Source organism: Salipiger thiooxidans, assembly GCF_900102075.1.
Taxonomy (GTDB): Bacteria; Pseudomonadota; Alphaproteobacteria; order Rhodobacterales; family Rhodobacteraceae; genus Salipiger; species Salipiger thiooxidans.
The window spans coordinates 295,824-321,422 of record NZ_FNAV01000004.1; the positions used below are offsets into that span (position 1 = coordinate 295,824).

At 69.4% G+C, this 25,599-nt stretch carries 20 protein-coding genes; 6 read left to right on the forward strand and 14 right to left on the reverse strand.

Annotation, left to right across the window (positions count from 1 at the left end):
- Positions 1-39 precede the first annotated feature (39 nt).
- The 3 genes from BLQ77_RS07750 to BLQ77_RS07760 all read right to left on the reverse strand — a co-directional run bounded on the left by BLQ77_RS07750 (position 40) and on the right by BLQ77_RS07760 (position 4,663).
- Entirely contained in the window at positions 40-1,452 is a 1,413-nt protein-coding gene (locus BLQ77_RS07750) for a DEAD/DEAH box helicase (protein ID WP_089957530.1), read from the reverse strand.
- Positions 1,453-1,760: 308 nt separating this feature from the next.
- Complete coding sequence (locus BLQ77_RS07755) at positions 1,761-2,723, reverse strand: glycosyltransferase family 2 protein (protein WP_089957533.1); 963 nt, start codon at positions 2,721-2,723, stop codon at positions 1,761-1,763.
- Positions 2,720-4,663 carry a glycosyltransferase family 2 protein gene (locus tag BLQ77_RS07760; RefSeq protein ID WP_089957536.1) on the reverse strand — a complete coding sequence of 648 codons (1,944 nt, stop codon included), beginning with the start codon at positions 4,661-4,663 and terminating at the stop codon, positions 2,720-2,722. Before BLQ77_RS07760 ends, BLQ77_RS07755 begins: the two co-directional genes overlap by 4 nt.
- Before the next feature lie 766 nt (positions 4,664-5,429).
- On the opposite strand from BLQ77_RS07760, the gene tgt reads away from it, so the two are divergent.
- The 4 genes from tgt (at position 5,430) to lon (ending at position 10,963) form a co-directional block, all read left to right on the forward strand.
- Positions 5,430-6,557, forward strand: a complete 1,128-nt coding sequence (gene tgt, locus BLQ77_RS07765; protein ID WP_089957539.1) for a tRNA guanosine(34) transglycosylase Tgt — start codon at positions 5,430-5,432, stop codon at positions 6,555-6,557.
- A gap of 165 nt (positions 6,558-6,722) precedes the next feature.
- On the forward strand, positions 6,723-7,817 hold the full coding sequence (locus BLQ77_RS07770; RefSeq protein WP_089957542.1) for an alkene reductase: 1,095 nt from the start codon (positions 6,723-6,725) through the stop codon (positions 7,815-7,817).
- A 158-nt stretch (positions 7,818-7,975) separates the two neighbouring features.
- Entirely contained in the window at positions 7,976-8,149 is a 174-nt protein-coding gene (locus BLQ77_RS28700) for a hypothetical protein (protein ID WP_008885503.1), read from the forward strand.
- Between the two features lie 408 nt (positions 8,150-8,557).
- Positions 8,558-10,963: an endopeptidase La gene (gene lon, locus BLQ77_RS07775; protein WP_008886246.1), complete on the forward strand. Its 2,406-nt coding sequence runs from the start codon at positions 8,558-8,560 to the stop codon at positions 10,961-10,963.
- 93 nt (positions 10,964-11,056) lie between these two features.
- Here lon and BLQ77_RS07780 read toward each other — a convergent pair whose 3' ends face one another.
- Genes BLQ77_RS07780 through BLQ77_RS07805 form a run of 6 tightly spaced genes read right to left on the reverse strand, consistent with a single transcriptional unit; the run spans position 11,057 to position 18,183 of the window.
- Positions 11,057-12,646, reverse strand: coding sequence for a gamma-glutamyltransferase family protein (locus tag BLQ77_RS07780; RefSeq protein WP_089957546.1), 1,590 nt, complete (start codon positions 12,644-12,646; stop codon positions 11,057-11,059).
- Positions 12,647-12,697: 51 nt separating this feature from the next.
- Positions 12,698-13,738, reverse strand: a complete 1,041-nt coding sequence (locus BLQ77_RS07785) for an oligopeptide/dipeptide ABC transporter ATP-binding protein (RefSeq protein ID WP_242661645.1) — start codon at positions 13,736-13,738, stop codon at positions 12,698-12,700.
- A gap of 2 nt (positions 13,739-13,740) precedes the next feature.
- Positions 13,741-14,742, reverse strand: coding sequence for an ABC transporter ATP-binding protein (locus BLQ77_RS07790; protein WP_089957551.1), 1,002 nt, complete (start codon positions 14,740-14,742; stop codon positions 13,741-13,743).
- Positions 14,739-15,629 (reverse strand): ABC transporter permease, encoded by an 891-nt coding sequence (locus BLQ77_RS07795; RefSeq protein WP_089957554.1) that lies wholly within the window; start codon positions 15,627-15,629, stop codon positions 14,739-14,741. The genes BLQ77_RS07790 and BLQ77_RS07795 overlap by 4 nt, the downstream gene beginning before the upstream one ends.
- Positions 15,626-16,576: an ABC transporter permease gene (locus BLQ77_RS07800; RefSeq protein ID WP_008885190.1), complete on the reverse strand. Its 951-nt coding sequence runs from the start codon at positions 16,574-16,576 to the stop codon at positions 15,626-15,628. The genes BLQ77_RS07795 and BLQ77_RS07800 overlap by 4 nt, the downstream gene beginning before the upstream one ends.
- Positions 16,576-18,183, reverse strand: a complete 1,608-nt coding sequence (locus BLQ77_RS07805) for an ABC transporter substrate-binding protein (protein ID WP_008884240.1) — start codon at positions 18,181-18,183, stop codon at positions 16,576-16,578. The genes BLQ77_RS07800 and BLQ77_RS07805 overlap by 1 nt, the downstream gene beginning before the upstream one ends.
- 225 nt (positions 18,184-18,408) lie before the next feature.
- Between BLQ77_RS07805 and BLQ77_RS07810 the strand changes: the two genes are divergently transcribed.
- Together BLQ77_RS07810 and BLQ77_RS07815 are read left to right on the forward strand one after the other, a co-directional pair.
- Positions 18,409-19,050, forward strand: coding sequence for a GntR family transcriptional regulator (locus BLQ77_RS07810; protein ID WP_242661646.1), 642 nt, complete (start codon positions 18,409-18,411; stop codon positions 19,048-19,050).
- A gap of 44 nt (positions 19,051-19,094) precedes the next feature.
- Positions 19,095-19,919: a sulfite exporter TauE/SafE family protein gene (locus BLQ77_RS07815; protein ID WP_089957559.1), complete on the forward strand. Its 825-nt coding sequence runs from the start codon at positions 19,095-19,097 to the stop codon at positions 19,917-19,919.
- Positions 19,920-19,934: 15 nt separating this feature from the next.
- Here BLQ77_RS07815 and BLQ77_RS07820 read toward each other — a convergent pair whose 3' ends face one another.
- The 5 genes from BLQ77_RS07820 to BLQ77_RS07840 form a co-directional block, all read right to left on the reverse strand.
- Positions 19,935-21,149, reverse strand: a complete 1,215-nt coding sequence (locus BLQ77_RS07820; RefSeq protein WP_089957562.1) for an alpha-D-ribose 1-methylphosphonate 5-triphosphate diphosphatase — start codon at positions 21,147-21,149, stop codon at positions 19,935-19,937.
- A 126-nt stretch (positions 21,150-21,275) separates the two neighbouring features.
- The gene (locus BLQ77_RS07825; protein WP_089957565.1) at positions 21,276-22,277 is read right to left on the reverse strand and encodes a LacI family DNA-binding transcriptional regulator; all 1,002 of its coding nucleotides are present in this window, start codon (positions 22,275-22,277) and stop codon (positions 21,276-21,278) included.
- Complete coding sequence (locus BLQ77_RS07830) at positions 22,274-22,855, reverse strand: dual specificity protein phosphatase family protein (protein ID WP_089957568.1); 582 nt, start codon at positions 22,853-22,855, stop codon at positions 22,274-22,276. Before BLQ77_RS07830 ends, BLQ77_RS07825 begins: the two co-directional genes overlap by 4 nt.
- A gap of 2 nt (positions 22,856-22,857) precedes the next feature.
- A complete protein-coding gene (locus BLQ77_RS07835) occupies positions 22,858-23,871 on the reverse strand; it encodes an MBL fold metallo-hydrolase (protein ID WP_089957571.1) in 1,014 nt (337 codons plus the stop codon).
- Entirely contained in the window at positions 23,859-25,535 is a 1,677-nt protein-coding gene (locus tag BLQ77_RS07840) for an ABC transporter permease (protein WP_089957573.1), read from the reverse strand. Before BLQ77_RS07840 ends, BLQ77_RS07835 begins: the two co-directional genes overlap by 13 nt.
- Positions 25,536-25,599 lie beyond the last annotated feature (64 nt).

The window sequence follows — 25,599 nt, forward strand, 5'->3', positions numbered from 1 at the left end:
GCCGTTACAGAAAAACGGCCCTTTCGTGGCAGGCTTTCGTCAGCTTGCGCGGCGCTCGTCGAAGCTCAGCGCGATGAACTCGGGCATGTGATCGCCCATGCCCACGACGCCTTTATCCGAGCGGTCGTTGCGGTCGCTACGGTCGTTGCGGCGCGGCGCCGACGGCTTCTCGGCACGCGCAGGCTTGCTCTCTTCCCGCTCGGGCTTCTTCGAGCGCGACCGCACGCGGGTGCTCTTCTTCTCGCCCTGATCCTCCGAGGCGGTGTCCTCGGGCTCGGGCGTGGGGACGGCGGCGGGGGCCGACATGTTCGGCAGTTCGACGCGCGGGATTTCCTTCTGGAGAAGCTTCTCGACATCCTCGAAGTTCTTCTCGTCGCGCGGCGAGACGATGGTGAAGGCCTTGCCCTCGCGCCCGGCACGGCCGGTGCGGCCGATGCGGTGCACGTAATCCTCGGCGTGGCCCGGGACGTCGAAGTTGAACACGTGGCTCACGCTCGGCACGTCGAGCCCGCGGGCCGCCACGTCGGACGCGATCAGCAGACGGATCGAGCCGTCGCGGAACCCGTCCAGCGTGCGCGTACGCTGCGACTGGTCGAGATCGCCGTGGATCGGCTCGGCGTTGTAGCCGTGCTTCTTGAGCGACTTGGCCACGATGTCCACGTCGACCTTGCGGTTGCAGAAGACGATGGCGTTGGTGCACTTTTCGCCTTCACGGTCGATGATCTGGCGCAGCACGTCACGCTTCTCGGTCGCCTCGCGGTCGCGGCGCGATCCCTTGAAGAACACCGCGCCCTGCTCGATGGTCTCGGACGCGGTGGCCTGACGGGCGACCTCGACGCGCTCGGGGTTCGACAGGAAGGTGTTGGTGATGCGCTCGATCTCCGGGGCCATGGTGGCCGAGAAGAACAGCGTCTGGCGGGTGAAGGGCGTGAGCGAGAAGATCCGCTCGATGTCGGGGATGAAGCCCATGTCGAGCATCCGGTCGGCCTCGTCCACCACCATGACCTTGACGTCGGTCAGGATCAGCTTGCCGCGCTCGAAATGGTCGAGCAGGCGGCCGGGGGTGGCGATCAGCACGTCGACGCCCTTGTCGATGAGCTGTTCCTGTTCCTTGAAGCTCACGCCGCCGATCAGCAGCGCCTTGGTAAGCTTCACGTACTTGGCGTAGGTGTCGAAGTTCTCGGCGACCTGCGCGGCCAGCTCGCGGGTGGGGCAGAGCACGAGGCTGCGCGGCATCCGGGCGCGGGCGCGGCCACGGGCGAGCGCGGTGATCATCGGCAGCGTGAAGCTGGCGGTCTTGCCGGTGCCGGTCTGGGCGATGCCCAGAACGTCCTTGCCGGCCAGCGCATGGGGGATGGCACCCGCCTGGATCGGCGTGGGGGTCTCGTAGCCCGCTTCTTCGATGGCCTTGAGAACCTTGGGGTTCAGGTTGAGATCAGAAAATTTGGTCATGTGTGTCCGATTTGGGTGCGGACACTCATCTTGGCCCGCGCATCTGAGGATGGGATCGCGCCCTCTGGGCCCAAGCGTGACTTGGCATGTGCGATCCCGATGGCGCGGCTTGTACCGGAAACAAGGGGGAAAGGTCAATCAGAACGGTCGTTTGATGGGTAATTCGTGGGTTCCGGGGGACAGTCGCCGCATGGTTGTGTGCGGTTTCGGAGCATTCTTCCGCGATTGCCGCGGACAGGGTAATGCCTGACCGGCGCCCGCGGCGGTTGCGACGGCGGGAATTGCGCTCATGGAATCAGGGGATTGCATCAAATGCCGGGAAAATGCCGTGCGCGCAGCACGGCGAAATCCATGCGCCGCTCGCGCAGCAGCCCGTTCCGGGCCAGCGCCCCGATCAGGCGCGGCGTCGCGGTGCAGACCTCGTCGTGGAACCGTTTCAGCGCCGCCTCGCCGCCGCTGTCCTCGATGGTGGCGAAGAGATCGTGGAGGCTGAGCGCCCCCGGCTGGCGCACCTGCGGCTTCAGCTCGGCCCGGTAAGAGCCCTGCGCCAGCCGGAAGCGGTAGAGTCGCAGGAAGTGCTCCCAGTCGGCAGCATGGAAGTGCCCGAACTCGGTGTCGGGCAGGGGCTGCTGGCCGGGGTTCTCGGTGCCGTCGAGCGTGATGTTGTGGATGCGGATCTGCAGCCCCTTCGTGCCGGCGCGGAAGAAAAGCTTGCCCGCGACGTGGCTGAGGAACCCGCCCGACAGGTGCCGGCCCCAGGTCGGGAAACAGTCCTCGGCGGCGGTCCTTCGCGCGGACGGGTCGAGGTGGAAGGCCTTGAAGCGCGTCACCGGGCCCGGACCGGCGAGCGCCTCGACCGGGCGGACCCGGGCGCAGAGGCAGCTTTCCGGCAGCGCGGCCAGCTGCTCGGCCAGCGACCGGGCGGGCAAAAGGAACTCGTCGGTGTCGATATGGGCGAGCCAGTCGACCTCCGGGCGGCGGTTGTTGGCATGGCGGGCGTTGGCGGCCTGCCGCACCTGGTGCTTGTCGGGGCGCCGCCCGCGTTTCTCCCACCAGGCCGCATCGGTGCGGAAGACGCGTAGCTTGGGGTGCGCTTCGAGTACCGCCTGCGCCTCGGGCATGTGCTCGTCGAGGTAGAGATAGACACGGTGCGCGCCGAGCTCGAGATGCCAGGCGGCGAAGTCGAGGATTTCGGGCAGGGGCGCGTTGGTGGTGGTGACGGTGCCCCAGCGCGGCAGGGGCCGGGTGTCGGCGGGCATGGTGCCGGTCACGGCAGGGTCCCGAAAAGACGCCGGACTTCGGCGTCGGGGTCGAAGTCCGCCGTGAGCAGCATGTCGTGGGCGGCGAGCCGTGCGCGCAGCCCGGGGGTGTCGGCGCAGACCTCGTCGAAGAGCAGGCGCAGCCCGGCCTCGCCCTCTTCCTCGAGCAGGAAGGCGATGAGGTTGGCCTGTCCCATCTCGACCCGCTCCGAGCGCGGCCGGTAGGAGCCCTTCTCCTGCCGGAAGGCGAGGTGGTCGCGGAAATGCTGCCACGACGGCGCGTGCAGGTGGGCAAGGCGCAGCGTGTCGAGCCGGGCGCGGTTTGTGGCCTCGAGCCCGTTGTATTTCAGCGTGTGGATGCCGAGGCGGGTGTCGGGGATGCCGGTGCGGGCGAAGATCTTGCCCGAGGTGTGGCTGAGGAAGCCGCCATAGAGATGGGTGCCGAAGGTCGGGTAGATGTCCTGCAGCACCGCCTTGGGCTGGCGGGCGTGGTGATGCGTCAGCTTGAAATGCGAGGGCCAGCCGGTCTCGGGGGCGAGCGCCTCGGCGGGGGCGATGCGGGCGACGGCGTGGCGGGGAGCGACCTCGGCAAGGATGGCGGCGACGGGGCGCTGGGGGAGCAGGAATTCGTCCACGTCGACATGGGCGAGCCAGTCGAGCGTTTCCGTGGTCTCGCGCAGGCAGCGGGTGGCGTTCATCGCCTGCCGCAGCTGGTGGGCCTCGGGGCGGGGCTTGCCGGTGGCCTGCCAGTAGGCGGCGTCGCAGGCGGTGACGTGGAGCTTCGGATGGCGCCGGAGGAAGGTTTGCGTGCCGGGTTCGGGCGCGTCGAGATAGATGTGCAGCGCCTCGGCCCCCAGCGCGAGATGGTGCGCAGCGAAACGCGCGATCTCGGGCAGCGGCGCGCGGATGGTGGCGACGAGCCCCCAGCGCAGCCGGTCGGCGGGGATCTGGCGGCGGTCGACGGGCACGGGGGCGGGGTTGTCGGGCCTGGCCTTGGTCCTGTCGCGGGGCTCTGGCGGAGCGCCCGCGCCGTCGTTCATGCGGGCGGTCCCGGTCCCGGTCTCGGCTGCGGGCCGGGCGGTCTCGGCGCCGCCGCTTCCCTGCATGTTCTCGGCATCGCGTGTCCGCGGCCCGCTCTCGGCGTCATGTGCCATCTGCGCGGCGTTTCCCTCATCGCCTGTTCGCCCGCCCTCAGCCTTTCTGGCCTTTCGGGCGCGCATGGTCATGAGGCGGCGGAAGAGCGTGCGGTCGTCGTGGATCAGCAGGTCGAGCAGGTGATGGGCGAGGGGGCGGATCAGCGGGTCGGCCTCGGCCTCGGTCCAGAGCCTGCCGATCATGTTCACGTCGAGCCCTCCGGAGGCGATGGAATAGGCATCCATCTCCATCGGCAGGGGCGTGTTCGACCGCCGGTCGGCCGGGAAGGGGCGGTCGGGGGGCAGGCCCGAGAACAGCCGCTCGCTCTCGTAGAGCTTCATGGTTCCGAAGAGCACCGTCAGCGCCAGCCCGACGGAGCGCTGCGTGGGCGTTTCGCCATGGTCGCCGAAGGTGGTGACGGAGGAGACCAGCCAGCGCGGGTCGAGACGCGTCAGCAGGTGACAGCCCTGTTCGCGCCAGAGCCGCAGGAAGAGCGCGGGGAGGTGGTCGGGGAAGGTGCGCTTGCGCAGATGCGCGATGAGCAGCGCGTTGAGGAAGACGAGCTCGCTCTGCCCGGTCATCTCGCGGCGCAGGGCGTGGCGTTTGCGGTGATGGCTGGACCGGAAGGGCGGCGCCTCGGCGGGGTCGTCGTCGGGATCGGCGACGATCTGCGCAGCGAGCGGCGCGAGGTCGAGATCCGCGGGGGGCGGCGCCTCGCCCGGGGCGTAGTCGATGGGCGCGCGCCGGCCTTCCATCTGGGTGAGCAGGGCGGCGATGCCGCCGGGCCATGTGGGACGCCTGTCGTTGCTGGTGCTCACGTGCTGCTCATCGGGCCTTGCTCCTCCTGGCGGTGAGAGTGGCCCGGCGTGGCGCACACTGCAATCCGGGCCGTCGGGCCGGGGCCGGGTTTTCGTGCCGGTGGTGCAGCGGCGCCGCGGCCGTGGAGACCTGCGCAAGGGGCCGGGCCGTTCGCTCGCGGGGCGCGCCGGTGGCGCGCGCAGGGGGCGTCGCCCGCGAAGGCGCGGGCTCCACGGCCGTGGCTCGGGTGACGCGTTGGGTCGGACGGGGGAGCGGGTGAAGAGGGGCAGAGCCGCTCGTGGTCGCCCGGCATCGTGGGGCAGCGCTAGTGCGCGTCGGGCAGGCCGCAGGCGTTGCCGTTGCGGATGATGTGCCGCGTCGGCGTGTAGCCCGGGGCCTGAGCGCGCGCAGGAGCAGCCGTCCGAGGGGCACGTAGACCCGCCCGCCGTGGTCCGCGCACCGAGCGGGGGTCTCCGCGGCGGCACGCAGCGGGTCATGGAACGTGCCGAAGGTCGCATTGTCGGCTTGGGCGGGGGTGGCAGGGATGCTTGCGGCGAGGTCCAGCGCGAGGATGCGGACCATTGGGGGCGGTCTCCGTTGGGGGCGATGGGCGGAAGGGGCGGCGAGAGAGGTGAACCGGGCCTGAGAATATCGACCGCGCTGGATTTTCCGGCAGTCCCGCCATGCCCGCCCTGTGACGCCCGTCCGCCCGCGCTGGCTGCCCTGCGTCGCCTCGCCCCGCTGCTCGGGCTTGGCAAGCGCCGCGGTTTGCGGCAGAGCAGGAGCATGACCCGCACCTCGTTCACCCTCACCGCCACCGACGGCGCTGCCCGCACCGGCGTGATCTCGACCCCCCGTGGCGAGATCCGGACCCCTGCCTTCATGCCCGTCGGCACCGCCGCCACCGTCAAGGCGATGATGCCCGAGAACGTGCGCGCGACCGGCGCCGACATCCTGCTCGGCAACACCTACCACCTGATGCTGCGCCCGACCGCCGAGCGCATCGCGCGGCTGGGCGGGCTGCACAAGTTCATGAACTGGGAGCGGCCGATCCTCACCGACTCGGGCGGGTTCCAGGTGATGAGCCTTGCCGCCCTGCGCAAGCTCACCGAGGAGGGCGTCAGCTTCCGCAGCCACATCGACGGCTCCAGGCACATGCTGACCCCGGAGCGCTCGATGGAGATCCAGAGGCTGCTGGGCTCGGACATCGTCATGGCCTTCGACGAATGCCCGGCGCTGCCCGCTGACCGCACGCGAATCGAGGAGAGCATGCGGCTCTCGATGCGTTGGGCGCAGCGTTCGCGCGATGCCTTCGGCGACCGCCCCGGCCACATGCTCTTCGGCATCCAGCAGGGCGGGCTGGAGCCCGACCTGCGCGAGGAGAGCGCCGCGGCGCTGAAGGCCATCGGCTTCGACGGCTACGCCGTGGGCGGGCTCGCGGTGGGCGAGGGGCAGGAGGCGATGTTCGGCTGCCTCGATCATGCGCCGGGCTTTCTGCCCGAGGACAAGCCGCGCTACCTGATGGGCGTGGGCAAGCCCGACGACATCGTGGGCGCGGTGAAGCGCGGCATCGACATGATGGACTGCGTGCTGCCGACCCGCTCGGGGCGCACCGGGCAGGCCTGGACCCGGCACGGCGTGGTGAACATCAAGAACGCCCGCCATTCCGACGACCCGCGGCCGCTGGACGAGCAGTGCAGCTGCCCCGCCTGCACCGGCTATTCCCGCGCCTACCTGCACCACGTCTACCGCGCCGGCGAGATGATCTCGGGGATGCTGCTGTCCTGGCACAACCTGCAGTATTTCCAGGAGATCATGCAGGGCATGCGCGACGCCATCGCCGAGGGACGCTTCGCCGCGTGGGAGGCCGAGTTCGACGCCGGCCGGGCCGAGGGCGACATCGGGCCGCTCTGATCATTTCGCAGGCAGTCTTTGCCCGGTGCTTGAGCGCAGGGCAGCTTGTGCGCGCACGCAGGGGCCTCTGCCGTTGCCGCCACGCGGCAGAGGATTATCTCGGATCGACAAGTCTTGCGGTCCTTCCCCTCTCCCCACCGGACCGCACCACGGAAGGAGACTCTCTTGACCGAAAAACTCTTCACCCCGTTCACCGCAGGCGCCATCGAGCTGTCGAACCGCATCGTCATGGCCCCGCTGACCCGCAACCGCGCCGATGACGACACCGGCGAGGTCGGCGACCTGCATGTCGAGTACTACCGCCAGCGCGCCGGTGCCGGGCTCATCATCACCGAGGCCACGCAGATCTCGCCGATGGGCAAGGGCTACATCCAGACCCCCGGCATCCACACCGAGGCGCAGGTCGCCGCCTGGAAGCGCGTGACCGATGCGGTGCACGAGGCCGGCGGCAAGATCGTCGTGCAGCTCTGGCACGTGGGCCGGATCTCGCACACCTCGCTGCTGCCCGGCGGGCAGGCGCCCGTGGCGCCCTCGGCCATCGGTGCCGGCGCCAAGACCTTCACCAAGGCGGGCTTCGAGGAGACCTCGGTGCCGCGCGCGCTGACCGTCGACGAGATCTCGGCCACGGTCGAGGACTACCGCAAGGCCGCGGCGCTGGCGATCGAGGCGGGCTTCGACGGGGTCGAGGTGCACGGCGCCAACGGCTACCTGATCGACCAGTTCCTCAAGACCGGCGCCAACAAGCGCGAGGACGCCTACGGCGGCTCGATCGAGAACCGCGCGCGCATCCTGTTCGAGGTGCTCGACGCGGTGACTGCCGAGATCGGTGCCGACCGCACCGGCCTGAGACTGTCGCCTTTCGCACCCGCCAACGGCATCAGCGATGACGAGCCGCAGGCGATGAACGAATACGTGGTGAAGAAGCTGAACCCCTACGGGCTCGCCTATCTCCACCTCGTGGAAGGCGCCACCGGCGGCTCGCGCGAGCTTAAGGAGGGCGAGAGCCTCGATGCGCTGCGCGCGCTCTTCGAGGGGCCCTACATGGGCAACAACGGCTATGACCGCGATCTCGCCATCGAGGCGGTGGAGTCCGGCAAGGTGGATCTGGTGGCCTTCGGACGCCCGTTCATCTCGAACCCGGATCTCGTCGACCGGCTGAAGCGCGGTGCCGCGCTCAACAGCGGCGACCAGAGCACCTTCTACGGCGGCGGCTCCGAGGGCTACACCGACTACCCGACGCTGGAAGACGCGGCGGCCTGATCATCAGGCCCGAACGGGCTGCGTGATCCGGGAACCACGAAGGCCGGCCCTCTTCCGTGCGAAGGGGGCCGTGCCGTTCAGGGCGTACGCTCCGGGCTTGTGCGGGTGTGGTCCTTGGCGGTAAAGCAGGGTCCGCACAGTCGGCAAGGAGCCGGATCATGGATTACTCGAAGATGGGTGGGGGGCGCTCCGGTGCCAACGCACCGCGTTACGACCGCCACAAGGAAGCGCCTCAGGGCAAGGGCACTGGCAAGGGCAAGGGGGCCAAGGCTTCCAAGTCCGAACTGCTGGAGCGCATGAAGGCCGCGCAGGACAAGCGCAAGGACGGCTGAGCAATCCCTGCTCGGTCTCTCGCCGCCGACCGGCCCCGCGTGCATCACCCGGGGCCGGCGTCGCGCGCGGGCGCGGTCGCCTGATCACGCGCGCCGAAGATCCCCCACGAACATCCGCCCGACCAACGCACGGTCTGGGTCCGGCCCGATGGACGCAAACCCGTCAGACGCAAACCCGTCAGACAAGGTGCGCGCGGCGCAAAACTTGTCGCGAGCTGCGCTGGACATGCGGGTTTCGTGCAAATGTCACCTTGCGCGCAATGACGCGCTTCGCCACACTGATCCGACCGGAGAAGGGCGTGGTTGATTTCGACAGGACCCGACCCCACCTTTGACTCCGACAAAGGGGACGGCGGGGGTTGCCGGAAGACCGGGACCGGTCCGTCCTGCCAAGACGAAGGAATGCTTATGCAACAGCCCCTCAATTCCTCCTATCCGGTGCTTCCGCTGCGTGACATCGTGGTGTTCCCGCACATGATCGTGCCGCTGTTCGTCGGGCGCGAGAAGTCGGTGAAGGCACTGGAGGAGGTGATGGCGGACGACAAGCAGATCCTGCTTGCCGCCCAGATCGACCCCGCGGTCGATGATCCCGAGAGCGACGGCATCTACCGTGCCGGCGTGCTCGCCAACGTGCTGCAGCTGCTCAAGCTGCCCGACGGCACCGTGAAGGTGCTGGTCGAGGGCCAGAGCCGCGTGCGCATCACCGAATACATCGAGAACGAGGCCTTCTTCGAGGCGCGTTGCGAGTACATCACCGAGATGCCCGGCGATCCCGCCGCCATCCAGGCGCTGGTGCGCACCGTCGGCGAAGAGTTCGAGCGCTACGCCAAGGTTAAGAAGAACATCCCCGAAGAGGCGCTGTCGGCGGTCTCCGAGACCACCGAGCCCGCCAAGCTTGCCGATCTCGTGGCCGGTCACCTCGGCATCGAGGTCGAGCAGAAGCAGGAGCTTCTGGAGACCCTCGCAATCAGCGAGCGGCTCGAGAAGGTCTACGGGCTGATGCAGGGCGAGCTTTCGGTCCTGCAGGTCGAGAAGAAGATCAAGACCCGCGTCAAGTCGCAGATGGAGAAGACCCAGCGCGAGTATTATCTGAATGAGCAGATGAAGGCCATTCAGAAGGAACTCGGTGACGGCGAGGACGGCCAGAACGAGGTCGCCGAGCTCGAGGCGCGCATTGCCGAGACCAAGCTCTCGAAAGAGGCTAAGGAAAAGGCCGAGGGCGAGCTCAAGAAGCTGCGGAACATGTCGCCCATGTCCGCCGAGGCCACGGTCGTGCGCAACTATCTCGACTGGATGCTGTCGATCCCGTGGGGCACCCGCTCGCGCGTCAAGAAGGACCTGAACAAGGCCCAGGAGATCCTCGATCACGACCACTACAGCCTCGAGAAGGTCAAGGAGCGGATCGTCGAGTATCTCGCCGTGCAGGCGCGCAGCCAGAAGCTGAAGGGCCCGATCCTCTGCCTCGTCGGCCCGCCGGGCGTCGGCAAGACCTCTCTCGGCAAGTCGATGGCGAAAGCCACCGGGCGCGAGTTCATCCGCATCTCGCTGGGTGGCGTGCGTGACGAGTCTGAGATCCGCGGCCACCGCCGGACCTACATCGGCTCGATGCCGGGCAAGATCATCCAGGCGCTGAAGAAGGCCAAGACCACGAACCCGCTCATCCTTCTCGACGAGATCGACAAGATGGGTCAGGACTTCCGTGGCGACCCGGCTTCGGCCATGCTCGAGGTGCTGGACCCCGAACAGAACTCGACCTTCGTGGACCACTATCTCGAAGTGGAATACGACCTGTCGAACGTGATGTTCGTGACCACGTCCAACAGCTACAACATGCCCGGCCCGCTGCTTGACCGGATGGAGATCATCCCGCTCTCGGGCTACACCGAGGACGAGAAGCTCGAGATCGCCAAGCGTCACCTGCTCGACAAGGAGGTGAAGGCGCACGGTCTCAAGAAGGGCGAGTTCTCGGTCAGCGACGGCGCGATCACCGACATCATCCGCTACTACACCCGCGAGGCGGGGGTGCGGAACCTCGAGCGCGAGATCGCGCGGCTGGCACGGAAGTCGGTCACCAAGATCGTCAAGAAGGAGGCCGACCACGTTGACGTGACCTCCGAGAACCTCGACGACTTCCTTGGGGTCCGCAAGTTCCGCTACGGCCTGGCCGAGGAAGAAAGCCAGATCGGTGTCGTCACCGGGCTCGCCTACACCTCGGTGGGCGGTGACCTGCTGCAGATCGAGGCGCTGCGCCTGCCGGGCAAGGGTCGGATGAAGACCACCGGCAAGCTCGGCGACGTGATGAAGGAGAGCATCGAGGCCGCGTCCTCCTACGTGCGCTCCATCGCGCCGCAGATCGGGGTCAAGCCGCCGCGCTTCGACAAGTGGGACATCCACGTGCACGTGCCGGATGGCGCGACGCCCAAGGACGGCCCCTCGGCGGGTCTGGCCATGGTGACGGCGATCGTCTCGGTGCTGACCGGGCTGCCGGTGCGCAAGGACATCGCCATGACCGGCGAGGTCACCCTGCGCGGCAACGCCTCCGCCATCGGCGGGCTGAAGGAGAAGCTGCTCGCGGCGCTGCGTGGCGGGATCAAGACCGTTCTCATTCCCGAAGAGAACGAGAAGGATCTGGCCGAGCTGCCCGACAACGTGAAGGAGGGGCTCGAGATCATCCCCGTCAAGCACGTGTCGGAAGTGCTGAAGATCGCGCTGATCGGCGAGCCCCAGGCCGTCGAGTGGGACGAGGAGGCCGAAGAGGCCGCCGCGGCCCTCGCCAAGACCGAGGGCAATGCGACAGGCGCCACGGCGCACTGATCGCAGCCGCCTGACAGCGAAGCACAAGGAAAGGGCGCCGTGGATCTCCGCGGCGCCCTTTTTCTGTGTCCCTTCGGGAAGGTCGGGGCGGGGTCAGAACCCCAGCGCCATGCCGTCCTTGCGGGTGTCGCTGCCACCCGCCAGCAGGCCGCGCTCGTGGTCGATCATGATCGCCTGGCTGCCGCCGATGGGGCTGGTCTGCACCGAGAGCTTGTGCCCGCGCGCCTCGAGATCGGCACGAGCGGTGGCCGACACCGCCGGTTCGATCTGCAGCACGCCGCCGGTGGCGAAGCTGCGCGGCGCATCCATCGCCGCCTGCAGGTCGAGGCCGAGGTCGAAGACGCCGGACAGGAACTGGCCGTGTCCCGCCGCCTGGTACTGCCCGCCCATGACGCCGTAGGGCATGACCGGCACGCCGTCCTTGCAGACCATGCCGGGGATGATCGTGTGCATCGGGCGTTTCTTCGGTGCGATGGCGTTGGGGTGGCCTTCGATCAGCCGGAACGAGGCCCCGCGCGAGTGGAAGAGCACGCCGGTCTGCGGGTCGAGCCGGGTCGAGCCGAAGCCGTGGAAGATCGAGTTGATGAAGGACAGCGCGTTGCCGTCACGGTCGACGACGCTGAGATAGATCGTGTCCTTGTGCTCGGGCTCGTCCCAGAGCGAGGGCGGCAGGGCCCGGGTGAGATCGATGCGCGCGGCGAGCGTGTCGACCACCTCGTCCGAGAGCAGCGTCTCGGTTACGCCGGGACAGGAGGCGGGATCGCCGATCAGCGCATCGCGGTGGTAGTAGGCCAGCTTGGTGGCCTCGGCGTGGATGTGGATGCGGTCGGCCTCCGACAGGCCCTCGCCCATGTCGAACTTCGACAGGATGCGCAGGATCAGCAGTGCGGCAAGTCCCTGGCCGTTGGGCGGGCATTGCAGGACGTCGTAGCCCGCGTATTGCGACGAGATCGGCTCGACCCAGTGGGCGGCGTCGCGGGCGTCGTGGAAATCTTCCTCGGTCTGCAGACCGCCGAGCGACTTCAGGTGCGCGGCCATCTTCGCGGCGGTCTCGCCCTCGTAGAAGCCCGCGGCGCCCTTGGCCGCGATCTCGCGCAGGCGCGCGCCGATCAGCGGCTGCGCGTGCATCTGCCCGACCTTGGGGGCGGCCCCGCCCGGCAGGAAGATCTTGGCGGCGTGCTCGTCCCTGGCCACCAGCGATGCGGTCGCCGCCCAGTCCATCGCCACGCGCGGGGTCACCGGGTAGCCGTTCTCGGCGTAGTGGATGGCGCGGGCGAAGAGCCGGTCGAGCGGCATGGTGCCGTGATCGCCATGCAGCAGGCACCATGCCGAGATCGCGCCGGGAATGGTCACCGAATGCGGGCTGGTCTGCGGGATCTCGTCGGTGAGCCCGCTGGCCTTCAGCGCCTCGACCGTGGCGGCGGCGGCGGCGCGGCCCGAGCCGTTCAGGGCTTTCACCTTGCCGCCCTTCGGCGCGTAGAGCGCGAAACAGTCGCCGCCGATGCCGGTCATCAGCGGGTCGACCACGCATTGCACCGCCACTGCGGCGATGGCCGCGTCCACAGCGTTGCCACCGCTCGAGAGGATGTCGAGACCCGCCGCCGTGGACAGCGGATGCGACGTCGCGATCATCGCTTGCGAGGCGAGGGTGCTGGGACGCCGGGCGGAGAAAAAGTCGAACATTGTATTCTGTCCTGGTTGTTGGCTTCGGGTTCCGTGAGTGATGTATGACCCTTAGCGGATTTCAGGGGTCTGTGCCCCCTTTGATGTGAGCGGGTGAAGGCAGGCGACGGCCCGACCGGCATCGAGGGCGCCGAGCTGTGGGTCGCGCAGCCGGCAGTCGTCCCGCGCCGCCGGGCAGCGCGAGGAAAACCGGCATCCCTTCGGCAGGTCGAGCGGGCTCGGGATCTCGCCCGGAAGCGGCTCGGGGATCGGCTCGAAGAACTGCGGTGCGGCGGCGCGCAGGGCCGCCGAGTAGGGGTGCGCGGGCGCCTCCAGCACGGCGTCGGTGGGGCCGGTCTCGACGATGCGGCCGAGGTACATGATCGCGATCTCCTCGCAGAGATAGCTTGCGACGCCGAGGTCGTGGGTGATGAAGACCAGCGTCAGCCCCATGTCGCGCTGCAGCCCCTGCAGCAGCGTCAGAAGCTGCGCCTGGGTCGAGACGTCGAGCCCCGAGACTGCCTCGTCCGCCACCAGCACCGAGGGCTCGGACGCAAGCGCGCGGGCGATGGCCACGCGCCGGACCTGGCCGCCGGAGAGCCCCGAGGGGTAGCGGTTGGCGGCATCCCTGGGCAGGCCCACCCGGTCGATGAGCTCCGCCACACGTGCGGCTTCCCCGGATTTCGGCACGATGCCGAAATGGCGCAGCGGCTCGGCGATGAGCTGGCCCACGGTCATGCGCGGATCGAGCGAGCCGCGCGCATCCTGATAGACCATCGCCACGTCGCGGGCGAAGGCGGTGCCATGGGCGCGGGCCTCGCGGATCGGCTTGCCGCGGTAAAGCGCCCGGCCGCCGCTGGGCGCGTCGAGCCCCAGCAGCACGCGCAGCAGCGTCGACTTGCCCGAGCCGGACTCGCCCACCAGCGCGATGGAGGCGCCCTGCCGCACGGTGAGCCGCACGCCGTCGAGGGCGCGCAGCCCCACGGTGTCGCGGCTGAGCAGCCCGCGGCCGGGTTTCGGCACGGCGAAGACCTGCTCGACCTCGATCAGTTCGAATACCGCCGGGGCGGGCGCGTGCCGGGTCTCGGTCGGGGCGCTTTGGATCTGGGCCATGGTCATTCCGGATTCCAGCAGGCGAATTGGTGGTCGAGCGGGCCCGTCGCATCGTCGCGCGCGGGCACCAGCGGCGGCGCCTCACCGGCGCAACGGGGCAGGGCGCGCGGGCAGCGGGTGGCAAAGCGGCAGCCCACGGGCATCTCGCTGTGCGGCGGCACCGTGCCCTCGGGGGCGGTGAGGTCCTTGCTGCCGATCTCGAGCACGCAGGACTTGAGCTGGCGCGTGTAGGGGTGACGGCTGCGTTCGAGCACCTCGCGCGAGGGGCCGCTTTCCACCACCTGACCGGCATAGAGCACGACGATCCGGTCGCAGGACTGGCTGGCGAGCGCGAGGTCGTGCAGCACGAAGATGCAGCTCGCGCCCCGGGCCCGGGTCTGGGCCAGGATCAGCCGCACGATCTGCGCCTGGATCGTCACGTCGAGCGCCGAGGTGGGCTCGTCGGCGAGCAACAGGTCGGGGTTTCCGGCCAGCGCAATCGCCACCATCACCCGCTGCTGCATGCCGCCCGAGAGCTGGTGCGGGAAGGCGCTCATGCGGCCGTCGGGGTCGTTGATGCCGACCGAGGTGAAGAGCTCGACCGCCTTGGCGCGCGCCTCGGCCCGCGACAGGCCCAGCGTGCGGCGCAGCGTCGTGGTGAGCTGGCGCCCCACGGTGTAGGACGGGTTCAGCGCGGAACCCGCGTCCTGGAAGATCATCGACAGCCGCGAGCCGCGCAGCCGCACCATGCGGCGCTCGGGCAGGGCAAGCAGGTCACCCGCGCCGTCAAGCTCGGCCCGGCCCTCGACCCTTGCGCCGTCGAGAAGGCGCATCAGTGCGGTCGCGATGGTCGACTTGCCGGCGCCGCTTTCGCCCACCAGCGCCAGCGTCTCGCCGCGCCCGAGCGAGAGGCTCACCCGGTCGAGGATCTTGGCGGCGCCGCGATGTACGGTCAGCCCCTCGAGCCGCAGGATCGGCTCGGCCGCGTCCTGCGTGGTGACGGGGTGGGAGGTCATGTCGTTCATGCGCCCCTCCGCAGCTTGGGGTCGAATTCCTCGCGGATGCCGTCGCCGACGATCGACAGCGCGATCAGCAGCAGCGCAAGCGCGAAGCCGGGCATCGCCGACATCCACGGCGCGAAGCTCACGAAGTCGCGGCCCTCGGCGATCATCAGGCCCCAGTCGGGGGTGGGGGGCGTCACGCCGATGCCGAGGAAGGAAAGCGACGAGGACACGAGGATGGCCTCGGAGACGCGGATGGTGACCTGCACCGCCAGCGGGAAGATCACGTTGGGCAGCACGTGGCGCCAGACCACCCGCAGGTAGGGGATGGACATGAGCTGCGCCGCCTCGATGAAGAGCTGCACGCGCACCTGCATCACGTCGGCGCGCACGGTCCGGGCGAAGGGCCCGATCATCGACAGGCCCACGGCGACGACCACCTTGTCGACGCCCTGTCCGAGGATGGCGATGAAGGCCACCGCAAGGATCAGCGAGGGCAGCGCAAGGATCGAGTCGATGAGCCGCATCAGGGCCCATTCCAGCCAGCCGCCCGAGAGCCCGGCGGCCAGCCCGATCACGAGGCCTCCGGCGGCACCGATGAGCACCGAGAAGATGCCGATGATCAGCGCGTAGCGGGCGCCGTAGATGACGCGCGAGAGGATGTCCTGTCCGTAGCTGTCGGTGCCCAGCGGATGTACGAGCGACGGCCCCTGCATCATCGCCATGAAGTCCTGCTTCACCGGGTCAAAGGGCGCCACGTGCGGCGCGAAGGTGGCGGCCAGCACGTAGGCGGCGGCGACGATCAGCGCGACGGTGAAGAACGGACGGCGCAGGAACATCGAGCGGCGCCCACGCGGCGCCTTGGCGCGCGGCAGGGGGGGGATTGCGGCGTCGGAGGAGGGAAGGCTCATTTGCGGGCCCTCAGACGGGGATCGAGGAAGGGATAGGAGAGATCGACCAACAGGTTCACCCCGATGAAGAGCGTGGCTGTCATCATAACGCCGGCCTGCACCACCATGTACTCGCGCCCCAGCACCGCCGAGGTCAGCATCTGGCCGATGCCGGGCAGGTTGAAGACGGTCTCGGTCAGCACCGTGCCCTGCAAGAGCGTGCCGAGTTGCAGCCCGAGGATGGTGACCAGCGGCATGGCGATGTTGCGCACGCCGTGGACCCAGATCACCCGCCACGACGGCTCGCCCCTTGCGCGGGCGGCGGCGATGTAGGGCTGCTCCATCACCTCGATGAGCGTGGCGCGGGTGAGGCGCGTGATCATCGCGATGAAATAGGTCGAGAGCGTCAGCCCCGGCAGGATCATGTGGTAGATGCCGCCCCAGAAATCCTGCCACGGCGAGATGTAGCCCATCACCGGGAAGAGCTGCAGCTTCACCGCGAAGAACCAGATCAGCAGGATGCCGAGCAGGAAGGAGGGGAAGGCGGTGCCGGTCAGCGCCAGCACCGCTGAGCCCGCGTCGAACGCGGTGTCCTTCTTGACCGCCGAGATCACGCCCAGCGGCACGCCGATCAGGATCGCGAAGGCGAGGGAGAAGGAGGCGAGCGTCAGGGTGACGGGCAGCGCCTCCTTGAAGGCATAGGTATAGATATCCGTGCGCGCGACATAGGATGTGCCCCAGTCGCCCTGCACGAAGCGCAATGCCCAGTCGGCGTATTGCGCGAGGAAGGGCTGGTCGAGCCCGAGTTGAGCGGTGAGCTGCTCGTAGCTTTCCTGCGAATACTCCGATCCCAGCATGATCTGGATGGGATCGCCCGGCGCCAGCTTCAGAAGTCCGAAGCTGGCCACCGAGACGAAGAACAGAACGACAAGCGTCTGCGCGATCTTTCCCAGTGCCTGTCGTAGCATCAGGCGAGGCTCACCGTGTGCAGGTTCACGAGGTCGGCGGGGATGTACTCGAACCCCTGAACCTTGTTCGAGAACACCTTGTAGATGGGCATGTGCGCCATGATGGCGATGCCGGCCTCATCCATCAGCAGGTCCTCGGCCTTGTAGTAGAGCGGGCGCCGCTCCTCGACGTCGAGCACCACCTGCGCCTGTGCGCAGAGCTCGTCGAACTCGGTGTTGACCCAGCCGCCGAAATTCCACGCACCGTCCGAGCGGAACTCGGGGTAGATGGTCTCGTCGGGGTCGAGGTCGGCCACCCACTCGAAGTCGTAGAGGTCGAAATCCGACTCGTTGCGGCGCTTGAGCCAGGTCGCGGGCTCGACCAGCTCGAGCTTCGCCTTGATGCCGATCTGCGCCAGCATCGGCGCCACGGTCTGGGCGATGCGGGTGCCGACCGGGCCGCGCTCGGCCATCACGTAGGTGGCCTCGATCTCGCCCTGGTTCGCGGCCTTGGCACGGAACGCCTTGGCCTTCTCGAGGTCGAACCACTGGCCGCGGCCGCTGGTGGCGATGTCCGGGTCGTAGAAGCTGGTCATCGGCGGCGAGATCGGCGTGTAGGCTTTCTTGGCCCGCCCGAAATAGGCCTGCTGCACGATGGTCTCGCGATCCAGCGCCCATGCAACGGCGCGGCGCAGGTTGATGTCGTCGAAGGGCGCGCGTTTGCAGTTCATCCCGACAAAGGTGTAGTTGCCCTCGATTTCGCCGTAGAGCGTGGCGTTCGGGAAGGCATCGACCTGGTCCACCAGCTGCATCGGGCAGTCGGTCATGCCGTCGATCTGGCCGGCCATGAGCGCGGCAAGCGCGGTCGAGGCCTCGTTCATCAGCACGAAGGTGACGCGCTCGAGCTTGGGCATGCCGGGCTCGAAGTAGTCGGGGTTGGCCTCGAGCTCGATGGCGTCGTTCTCTTTCCACGACACGAACTTGAACGGACCGGTGCCGACCGGGTGGCGGCCGTAGTCGGCGCCGTACTGCTGCACGGCGGCGGGGCTCACGATGGTGCCGGCGCGGCCGGTGGAGCCGGTCAGCGCGACGGGCAGGAAGGCGTAGGGCTCGGAGAAGGTGAGCTTGATGGTCAGCGGATCGACGATGTCGATGGTGTCGAGCAGCGCCAGCTTCCACGCGTGCGGGGAGGCGGGCTCGCCTTCCTTGACGCGCAGCAGCGAGAACTTGACCGCCTCGGCGTCGCAGGGCGTGCCGTCATGGAACATCACGCCTTCGCGCAGTTTGAAGACGTGCGTCTTGTCGTCCTCGAGATCCCAGCTTTCGGCGAGGTCCGGCTCGAAGGTGACATTCTCGCCGTCATAAACGATCTTGAGCAGGCCGTTGTGGATGTTGTTGATGATCTGGATCGCCGAGAGGAACCCGGTGAAATGCGGATCGAGGGTGTCGATGACCTTGATAGAGGCGATCTTGAGGTGACCGCTCTGCTGGGCACGTGCAATGCCCGGCACGCCGCTTGCAGCGGTCGCGGTGAGCAGGCCTGCGCCCATCCCCTTGAGGACCGCGCGGCGTCCGAGTCGTGCCGAAAGGCGTTGGGCGAGGACCTTCTTGTGGTCGATTCCCGTCATGTGTCGTACTCTCCTGTTGGCATGGTCTCCTCCCTTTTTTCTTCAACGAGGCCAGTGCCTTTCAGCGGTCCGGTTGGCTCCGGATCTCGCTGCACCCCGGCTGGTTCCGAGGCGTTTTTACGGTCGAATTCTCCTCCAAGGTCGCCGTTGTTATGAATTCAACTTGAAAGAACATGTATACATATGCAAGATAAAAGTGCATCAAACTGCGAGAGCGGGCGACCGGTGACTATTCGCACGGCAGAGAACATCTACGAGACCCTGGTCGACGGCATCGTGGCCGGGCGGATGGCCCCGGGCGAGCCGCTGGTCGAGCAGGCGCTGGCGGAACAGTTCGGCGTGTCGCGCACGCCGGTGCGCGAGGCGCTGCACCGGCTCGAGCAGGCCAACCTTGCCGAGCGCGGTGCCCGGCGGGCCTTCGTGGTCCGGCGCATGGCGCCCGAGGACCTGGCCGAACTCTTCGAGGCGGCGGGCGAGGTCGAGAGCGCGCTTGCGGCGCTGTCGGCCCACCGCATGACCGAGATCGAGCGCCGCACGCTGGTGGCCATCGTCGACGAGGGCCATGCCTGCGACGACCCCGCGGCCTACGGGCAGATCAACACGCGCTTCCACGAGGCCATCAAGGCCGGGGCGCGCAACACCATCCTCGCGAGCACGCTCGACGAGCTGAACCTGCGCACCTCTTCGTGGCGCGCCGCCAACTTCGTCGAGAACCGGCGGCGGCTCTCGACCTCGCGGGCGGAACACCGCGCCATCGCCGACGCCATCCTCGCACAGGATGCCGAGGCCACGCGGCGGCTGATGCGCAGCCACGTCGCATCTTCCTACGTGGTGCTGGTCGATCTGCTCGCCCGGCGCCTTCCCTAGCTTTCCAAGGGCCGCGCGCCCGCATGTATCGACCGGAGACCCCTATGCCCGACCTGACGCTCCTGCTTGAACTGCTGGCCTTCCTCGTGGTGATCGGGGCATTTGCCGGCGTGCTGGCGGGGCTGCTCGGGGTGGGGGGCGGCATTGTGCTGGTCCCGGCCTTCTTCTTCACCTTCCAGATGCTGGGCTACGACGGGCCGCAGACCATGCAGGTCTGCCTTGCCACCTCGCTCGCGACGATCATCGTCACGTCCCTTCGCTCGGTCATCGGGCACAATCGCAAGGGCGCGGTGGACTGGGAGATCCTCAAGGGCTGGGCCCCGGGCATCGTGGTGGGCGCAATCGTCGGTGTGCTGGCGGCCTCTGCGCTGAAATCCTCGACCCTTCAGGCCATCTTCGGCGTGTTGGCGCTGATCATTGGCGGCTACATGCTGCTGGGGAAGACCTCGTGGCGGATCGCCGACCGCATGCCCGATGGCGGCAAGCAATATCTCTACTCGCCTTTCGTGGGCTTCCTGTCGGTGCTCATGGGCATCGGCGGCGGCAGCTTCGGCGTGCCGCTGATGAACCTGCACAATGTGGCGATCCACCGCGCGGTGGCGACGGCAGCGGGCTTCGGCGTGCTGATCGCAGTGCCCTCGGCGGTGGGCTTTCTGATGCTGACCATCGAGCCCGGCTCGCGCCCGCCCTACACGTTGGGCGCGGTGAACCTTCCCGGCTTCCTCGTGGTCATCGCCATGACGTTGCTGACCGCGCCGTTGGGGGTGAAGATCGCCCACGCGATGAACCCGGCGCCGCTCAAGCGTCTGTTCGGCGCCTTCCTGATCCTCGTGGCGCTCAACATGCTGCGCAAGGCGCTGATGGGCTGATCCCCGGCGGGGCGGTCAGAGACCGAAGCCCCGCGCCGCATGCACCAGCGCCCCGCCGCGCAGCGTGAGCAGGGGCGCCGGGGCCGCGCCTTCGGGCCAGTCGAGCAGCACGAGGTCGGCGCGCTGGCCGGGGGCGATCTCGCCCCGGTCCGCAAGGCCGCTCGCCCGCGCCGGGTTGCGGCTCACCAGCTGCCAGAGCGCGTGCAGCGGCGCCCGGTCCTCGGCCCGAAGCTGTGCCACGGCACCCAGCATGGCGGGGTAGTAGTAATCCGACGCAAGGATGTCGCAGAGCCCGCGCGAGACCATCTCGGCCGCGGAGGGCGAGCCGATGTGGCTGCCGCCTCGTGTGACGTTGGGTGCGCCGAAGACGATCCAGTCGCCGGCCTCGCGCGCCGCCAGCGCCACCGTCTCGTTCATCGGGAACTCGCTGATCCGGGCGCCGTGGCCGCGGTAGAAGTCGCGGGTCTCGATCTGGCTGTCATCGTGGCTGAGCATCGGCGCGCCGTGGCCGCGTGCGCGGTCGCCCATCCGGGCGATGGCGGCGCCCACCTGCGGGCGACGCTCCCAGACCTCGGCCAGCAGGCGCAGGTAGTCGCCTGTCTCGAGCCCGGAGCGCGCCGCGCGCTTGGCGAATTTCGAGGCGGTCGCCATTTGCGCGAGATTCACCACCGGGTAGTCGGGCGCAAGGTCGAAGGGCCGCGTCTGCAGCGGCAGGCCGGGGGCCAGCATCGCCATCGAGGTGTGGTCGTTGAACGCGAGCGACGGCGTCTGCGCCGCTCCGAGCGCCCGTTCGATGAGCGGCCGGGCCTCGAAGCAGAAGGTCTCCCACCGCAGCTGCAGCCGGTTCTCGGCGGCGAGGCGCGGTGCCAGCACCGCCAGCTGGTCGAGCACCCGCTCGCCCTGCGCGACCGAGCGCAGCCCCGGCTCCCACGAGAGGGTCAGCGCATGGTAGGCGGTGGCGATGCCGTTCGCCGCGAGCTGGCGGTCGGTCTCGAGCAGCGCCAGGTCGAGCGGAAAGAACACGCCCGGGCGCGGCATGAGCTGGCGCTCGAAGGCGTCGCCGTGGATGTCGACCAGCGCAGGCGCCAGCACCAGACCGCGGGCGTCGATGCGGCGCGCGCCATCGGCGGCGCAGTCGATGCCGGTGATCCGGCCGTCCTCGACCCGCACCGAGACCCGCGCCACGGTGTCGGGCAGGATCACCTCTGCGCCTTCGAAGATCGTCGCCATGGCGGGTTTGCTCCTGTGTCTTCGGTTGCCCGGCCGAGGCTGCCCTAGCCTTGGTACGGGTGCAATGGGGGGAGGATCCGTCGTTCCGGCGTCGAGGCGACTGTCTGAGTGCGGCCCAAGCGCGGCTCACGGCACGCTGCTGCGCTCGATCAGTGTGACCGGGATGCGCACGCGGGTGGGGGCCGCGTCGGCGGGGCGCTCGATGGCCTCGAGCGTGGCGCGGGTGAGGGCGCTCAGCGACTGGCGGATGGTGGTGAGCCCGTGCGACGCCCAGTTCGACACCGGCGCGTCGTCGAAGCCGATGACCGAGAGCTCGCCCGGCACCGAGCGCCCGAGCTCGAACCGCGCCGTGTTGAGCACGCCGAGCGCGATCTCGTCGGTGACGCCGAAGATGCCGTCGATGCCCGGCTCTGCCAGCAGCGCGCGGGCGGCCTCGCAGCCGGTGTCGTAGCTGTTCGCGCCCTCGGCCCAGCGGGTGACGGGGAGGCCCGCCCCCTCGATCTCGGCGCAGAAGGCCCGGGCGCGTTCGAGCTTGGCGCTGGTGCGCGAGCCCGAGATCACCACCGCCACGCGCCGGCATCCGGCCGCGAGCAGGCGCCGCGCCGCGAGGCGCCCGCCCTCGGTGCTGTCGGCGAGGATCAGGTCGGCGCGTGAGCCCTCGGGCGGGGCGGGACGGTTGATCAGCACCATGCGCGCGCCGTTGCGGGTGCAGAGCCGGATCAGTTCGTCCGGTGCCGCGCCCGACAGCACCACCACCGTGCGCACCCGGTAATCGAGCAGCCGCGCCAGATCGCCGGCGCTGCCCTGCGCGCTGTTCATCAGCAGGCATTGCAGGCCGCGGCTCTGGAGCCCGGCGCTCAGCGCCTCGAGCTGGGCCGAGATGTAGGGGTTGCCGAGGTTGCCGCCGACGATGCCCACGAGGTCCGAGCGCGCCTGATGCAGGGTGCGGGCCAGCCGGTTGACCCGGTAGCCGAGCTCGTCCGCGGCCTCGAGGATGCGGCTGCGGGCGGTTTCCGAGACCTGCGCGCCGGGGGTGAAGGCCCGCGACACAGCCGAGCGCGAGACGCCCGCGCGCCGCGCCACGTCCGCGGCCGAGACGAAGCGGCCCGCGGGCTTTTCGCCGCTCACCCGCAGAGCCCTTGGGAAAGCACCTCGCGGGAGAGCGCGATCATCGGCGGCAGCGGATAGCTGTCGTCCTGGCCCCGGAGCGCCCGTACGTGGTCGAGCGCGGCGTCGAGCGTCGGGAAGCGCTCGCGCCGGCGCAGGTGCAGCCAGAGCGCCAGCACGGCGACAGAGCGCGAGCGCCCGCCGCGGCAATGCACCAGCAGCCCGCCGGGGCGGTGCGGCGGGTAGTGCGGCTTGCCGGCGGTGTAGCCTGCGGCGAGCCCGTCGACGAGCAGCACCGCCGCGGCAAGCGATTGCGGCGCGTTGCCCGGCCCGTCGAGAAGCCCGATCTGGTAACGGCGCACCAGCGTGCGGTCCGGCAGCTCGAGCGGGCCGGGGAAGAGGTTCATGGCGAGGTTGAGCGAGGCGGTGATGCCGGCCTCGTGCAGTGCCGCCGCGTCCTCGGCGGCGGGCAGGTTGCCGAGCCAGAGCCGGTCGAGCCCCGGGCCGGGTGCGTCGATCACCGGGTAGAGCAGCGGGCGGGCATCCTCTCGCGCCTCGTGCACGGGGGCGGCGGCGGGCAGGTGGTGGCGCTGTGTCATGGTCAGACCTCCAGTGTGGTGTCACGGCAGAGGCTTGGACCCAGCGCCGCCGCCAGCCGGGGCGCGGTGGCAAGGTCGAGGAAGGCGGGCAGCACCCGGAGCGCCTGGGTCGTGTCCGCCAGCGTCACGAGGTCCGCAAGGCGCGGGTGCACGTTCCAGCCCATCCAGACCGCGCGGCCCTCGGCGATCATGGCATGGGCCGGGCTGGTGCGCGGCACGTGGCCCGAGAAGGCGAAGCGGAAGCCCTGCCGCGCGCACAGTGCGGCGGGCAGGCCGTGCTCGGCGTTCGGGCCCGCCGCCACGATCACGTCCCCGGGGCGGGCGGTGGTGGCGGTGACCACGCGCGGTGCGCTGCCGGTGAGGCGCCGGGTCTCCGCCGCGACGATGGCGCAGGCGGCAACATCGAGGCCCATGGCGCTCAGCGCCGCCACCATGTCGGGCCCGCGTCCGTCCGCCGGACAGGGCAGCACCGCACCACCTCTGGCGAACCCGGCGATGGCGGCGATCTGGTCGCGAAGCCCGTCCTCTCGGTCGCCATAGGAGGCATCGGCCAGCACAGTGGCGGTCGGCGGGAAGGGATCGCAGGTCAGCAGCGGCGCCTCGGTGCTGAAGTCACCGGTGTAGAGAACGCCTCCGGCCTCGGTGTCGAAGCGCATCCAGATGCCGCCCGGCGCATGGCCGGCGCGGCCGGTGCGGAGCGGCACGCCCATCACCACCGCATCGCCCTGGTCGGGCAGCGTATGGGCCTCGCCCCGCCCAAGCTGGCGCAGCGTCTCGGCACTGGCGAAGACCGGCGGATTGCCGATCTCGTCCAGCCGGTCGAGCCCGCCCGCGTGGTCGACATGGGCATGGCTCAGCAGCACCGCGTCGATGCGCCCGGCGCCCGAAAGGTCAGGGCGCTCGCCGGTCTCGAGCCCGTCGCCCATGTCGAGCAGCAGGCGGCGGCCCCGGATCTCGAGCAGGAAGAGCGCGGCGCTCTTGCGGCCGAGCCCGCTCAGGGCGGTCAGTCGCGCCATGGCAGCACCCCGTCGGGCAGGTGGCGGCCGGCGAGCAGGCTCAGCCCCATCAGGATCAGCACCAGCAGCACCATCAGGCAGCCCACCGCGGCGGCCAGCGTCGAGGAGCCGGCCTCTTCTAGGAAGATGATCATCGGGCCGATGGTGGTGGCGCGCGACGACACCAGCAGTACCGAGGTCTGGATCTCGTTGATAGCGGTCATGAAGACGAGGATCGCTGCGGCGGCGGCCGAGGGGGCGAGCGCGGGCAGCACCACGTCGCGGAGCCGGGCGAGGATGCCCGCGCCCGCGAGCTGCGCCGCCTCGTCGAGCCCGCGTTCGATCTGGGCATAGCCGCCGAGGATCGGGCGCAACGCCAGCGCGAGGTAGTTCGACAGGTAGGCCGCGAAGATCACCCAGATGGTGCCGTAGAGCCCGGTTCCGATCAGCGGCAGCGGCCGCAGGAAGAACAGGATCATGGCGACGCCGATGATGATGCCGGGTAGCGCGTAGGCCAGTTCCGACGCGAGGCGCAGCACCCGCGCCACCCAGCCCTCGCGCCATGTCAGCACGTAGCCGAGCGCCACCGAGACCGGGATCAGCACCGCCACGGTGGCGAGGGTGAGCCAGAGCGAGGTGGCAAACGCCTCGCGGATGCCCTCGTGGTGGAAGAGCGCGTTGGCGAAGTTCTCGAAGGTGATGGTGTCGGCGTTCAGCGGCTGGCCGTAGCCGCGCACCAGCGCGGTGCCGACGAGGGCCGAGAGCGGCAGCAGCAGGCAGAGCACGAGGTAGAGCCATGCCAGCCCCTCGACCGGTCCTCGCAAGGCACCGAGGCTGCGGCGGGGCAGGCGCCGTGCGCTGTCGACGCGCTGGTCGCCGCGCCGGCCGAGCCACGCGGTGAGCGCCATGCCGAGCACCGTGAGCAGTGCCAGCAGCAGTGCCAGCAGCGCCATGTCGTTGAGCGCCGAGGGGCCGTAGGAATTGAGCCGGCGGTAGATCAGCGTGATGAGCGTCGAGACGCGGGCGGGGATCCCCAGCATCGCCTGGATGCCGAAATTGCCGATGGAGGACACGAAGGCCAGCGCGGCACCGGCGAAGATGCCTCCGCGTGCCAGCGGCAGCACGATGTCGCGGGTGACGGCGAAGCCGCGGGCGCCCTGCGCCTGCGCGGCCTCGACCAGCGAGGAGGGCACGCGTTGCAGGCTGGCGCGCACCGAGAGGAACACCAGCGGCGCGTTGTAAAGCCCGAGAAGGAAGACGATGCCGCCCATGGAATAGAGCGGGTGGCGGGTGCCGGGCGGCAGGGCGAGCCCCATCGGGCCGAGGATCGGGCTCGCCGGTGAAAAGGCCTGCACCCAGGCCAGCGCCGTGACCTGCGGCGGGATCATCAGCGGCAGCACGAAGCCGAAGACCCAGAGCGTGCGGGCGCGCATGTCGGTGAGCGTGACCAGCATCGCAGCCAGGGTGCCGGTGACCGTCGCGAGAAGCGTCGAGGCCACCGAGATCCAGATCGTGTTGACCGTCGCCTCGACCACGCGGCGGTTTCCGAGCAGGTCGGCGATGCGGGCGGCGTCGAAGCTGCCGCCGGGCAGCAGCGCCGCCCAGGCCAGCCGCGCCAGCGGCACGATCGAGAGCAGGCCCACGAAGAGCACCAGCGCGATCAGCAGCCCGCGCTCTCCGCCCATGCCTCGGGGCAGTCGAAGCGCCCTCGGGGGGCGCTTCGCGGTGTCATTGGCAAGGCTCAATGGA

Bases quoted from the DNA above. Each gene is read 5' to 3' on its own strand.
- BLQ77_RS07750 (WP_089957530.1), bottom strand. From the start codon at position 1,452: ATGACCAAATTTTCTGATCTCAACCTGAACCCCAAGGTTCTCAAGGCC.
- tgt (WP_089957539.1), top strand. From the start codon at position 5,430: ATGACCCGCACCTCGTTCACCCTCACCGCCACCGACGGCGCTGCCCGC.
- BLQ77_RS28700 (WP_008885503.1), top strand. From the start codon at position 7,976: ATGGATTACTCGAAGATGGGTGGGGGGCGCTCCGGTGCCAACGCACCG.
- lon (WP_008886246.1), top strand. From the start codon at position 8,558: ATGCAACAGCCCCTCAATTCCTCCTATCCGGTGCTTCCGCTGCGTGAC.
- BLQ77_RS07780 (WP_089957546.1), bottom strand. From the start codon at position 12,646: ATGTTCGACTTTTTCTCCGCCCGGCGTCCCAGCACCCTCGCCTCGCAA.
- BLQ77_RS07785 (WP_242661645.1), bottom strand. From the start codon at position 13,738: ATGGCCCAGATCCAAAGCGCCCCGACCGAGACCCGGCACGCGCCCGCC.
- BLQ77_RS07790 (WP_089957551.1), bottom strand. From the start codon at position 14,742: ATGAACGACATGACCTCCCACCCCGTCACCACGCAGGACGCGGCCGAG.
- BLQ77_RS07795 (WP_089957554.1), bottom strand. From the start codon at position 15,629: ATGAGCCTTCCCTCCTCCGACGCCGCAATCCCCCCCCTGCCGCGCGCC.
- BLQ77_RS07800 (WP_008885190.1), bottom strand. From the start codon at position 16,576: ATGCTACGACAGGCACTGGGAAAGATCGCGCAGACGCTTGTCGTTCTG.
- BLQ77_RS07805 (WP_008884240.1), bottom strand. From the start codon at position 18,183: ATGACGGGAATCGACCACAAGAAGGTCCTCGCCCAACGCCTTTCGGCA.
- BLQ77_RS07815 (WP_089957559.1), top strand. From the start codon at position 19,095: ATGCCCGACCTGACGCTCCTGCTTGAACTGCTGGCCTTCCTCGTGGTG.
- BLQ77_RS07820 (WP_089957562.1), bottom strand. From the start codon at position 21,149: ATGGCGACGATCTTCGAAGGCGCAGAGGTGATCCTGCCCGACACCGTG.
- BLQ77_RS07830 (WP_089957568.1), bottom strand. From the start codon at position 22,855: ATGACACAGCGCCACCACCTGCCCGCCGCCGCCCCCGTGCACGAGGCG.
- BLQ77_RS07835 (WP_089957571.1), bottom strand. From the start codon at position 23,871: ATGGCGCGACTGACCGCCCTGAGCGGGCTCGGCCGCAAGAGCGCCGCG.
- BLQ77_RS07840 (WP_089957573.1), bottom strand. From the start codon at position 25,535: ATGGGCGGAGAGCGCGGGCTGCTGATCGCGCTGGTGCTCTTCGTGGGC.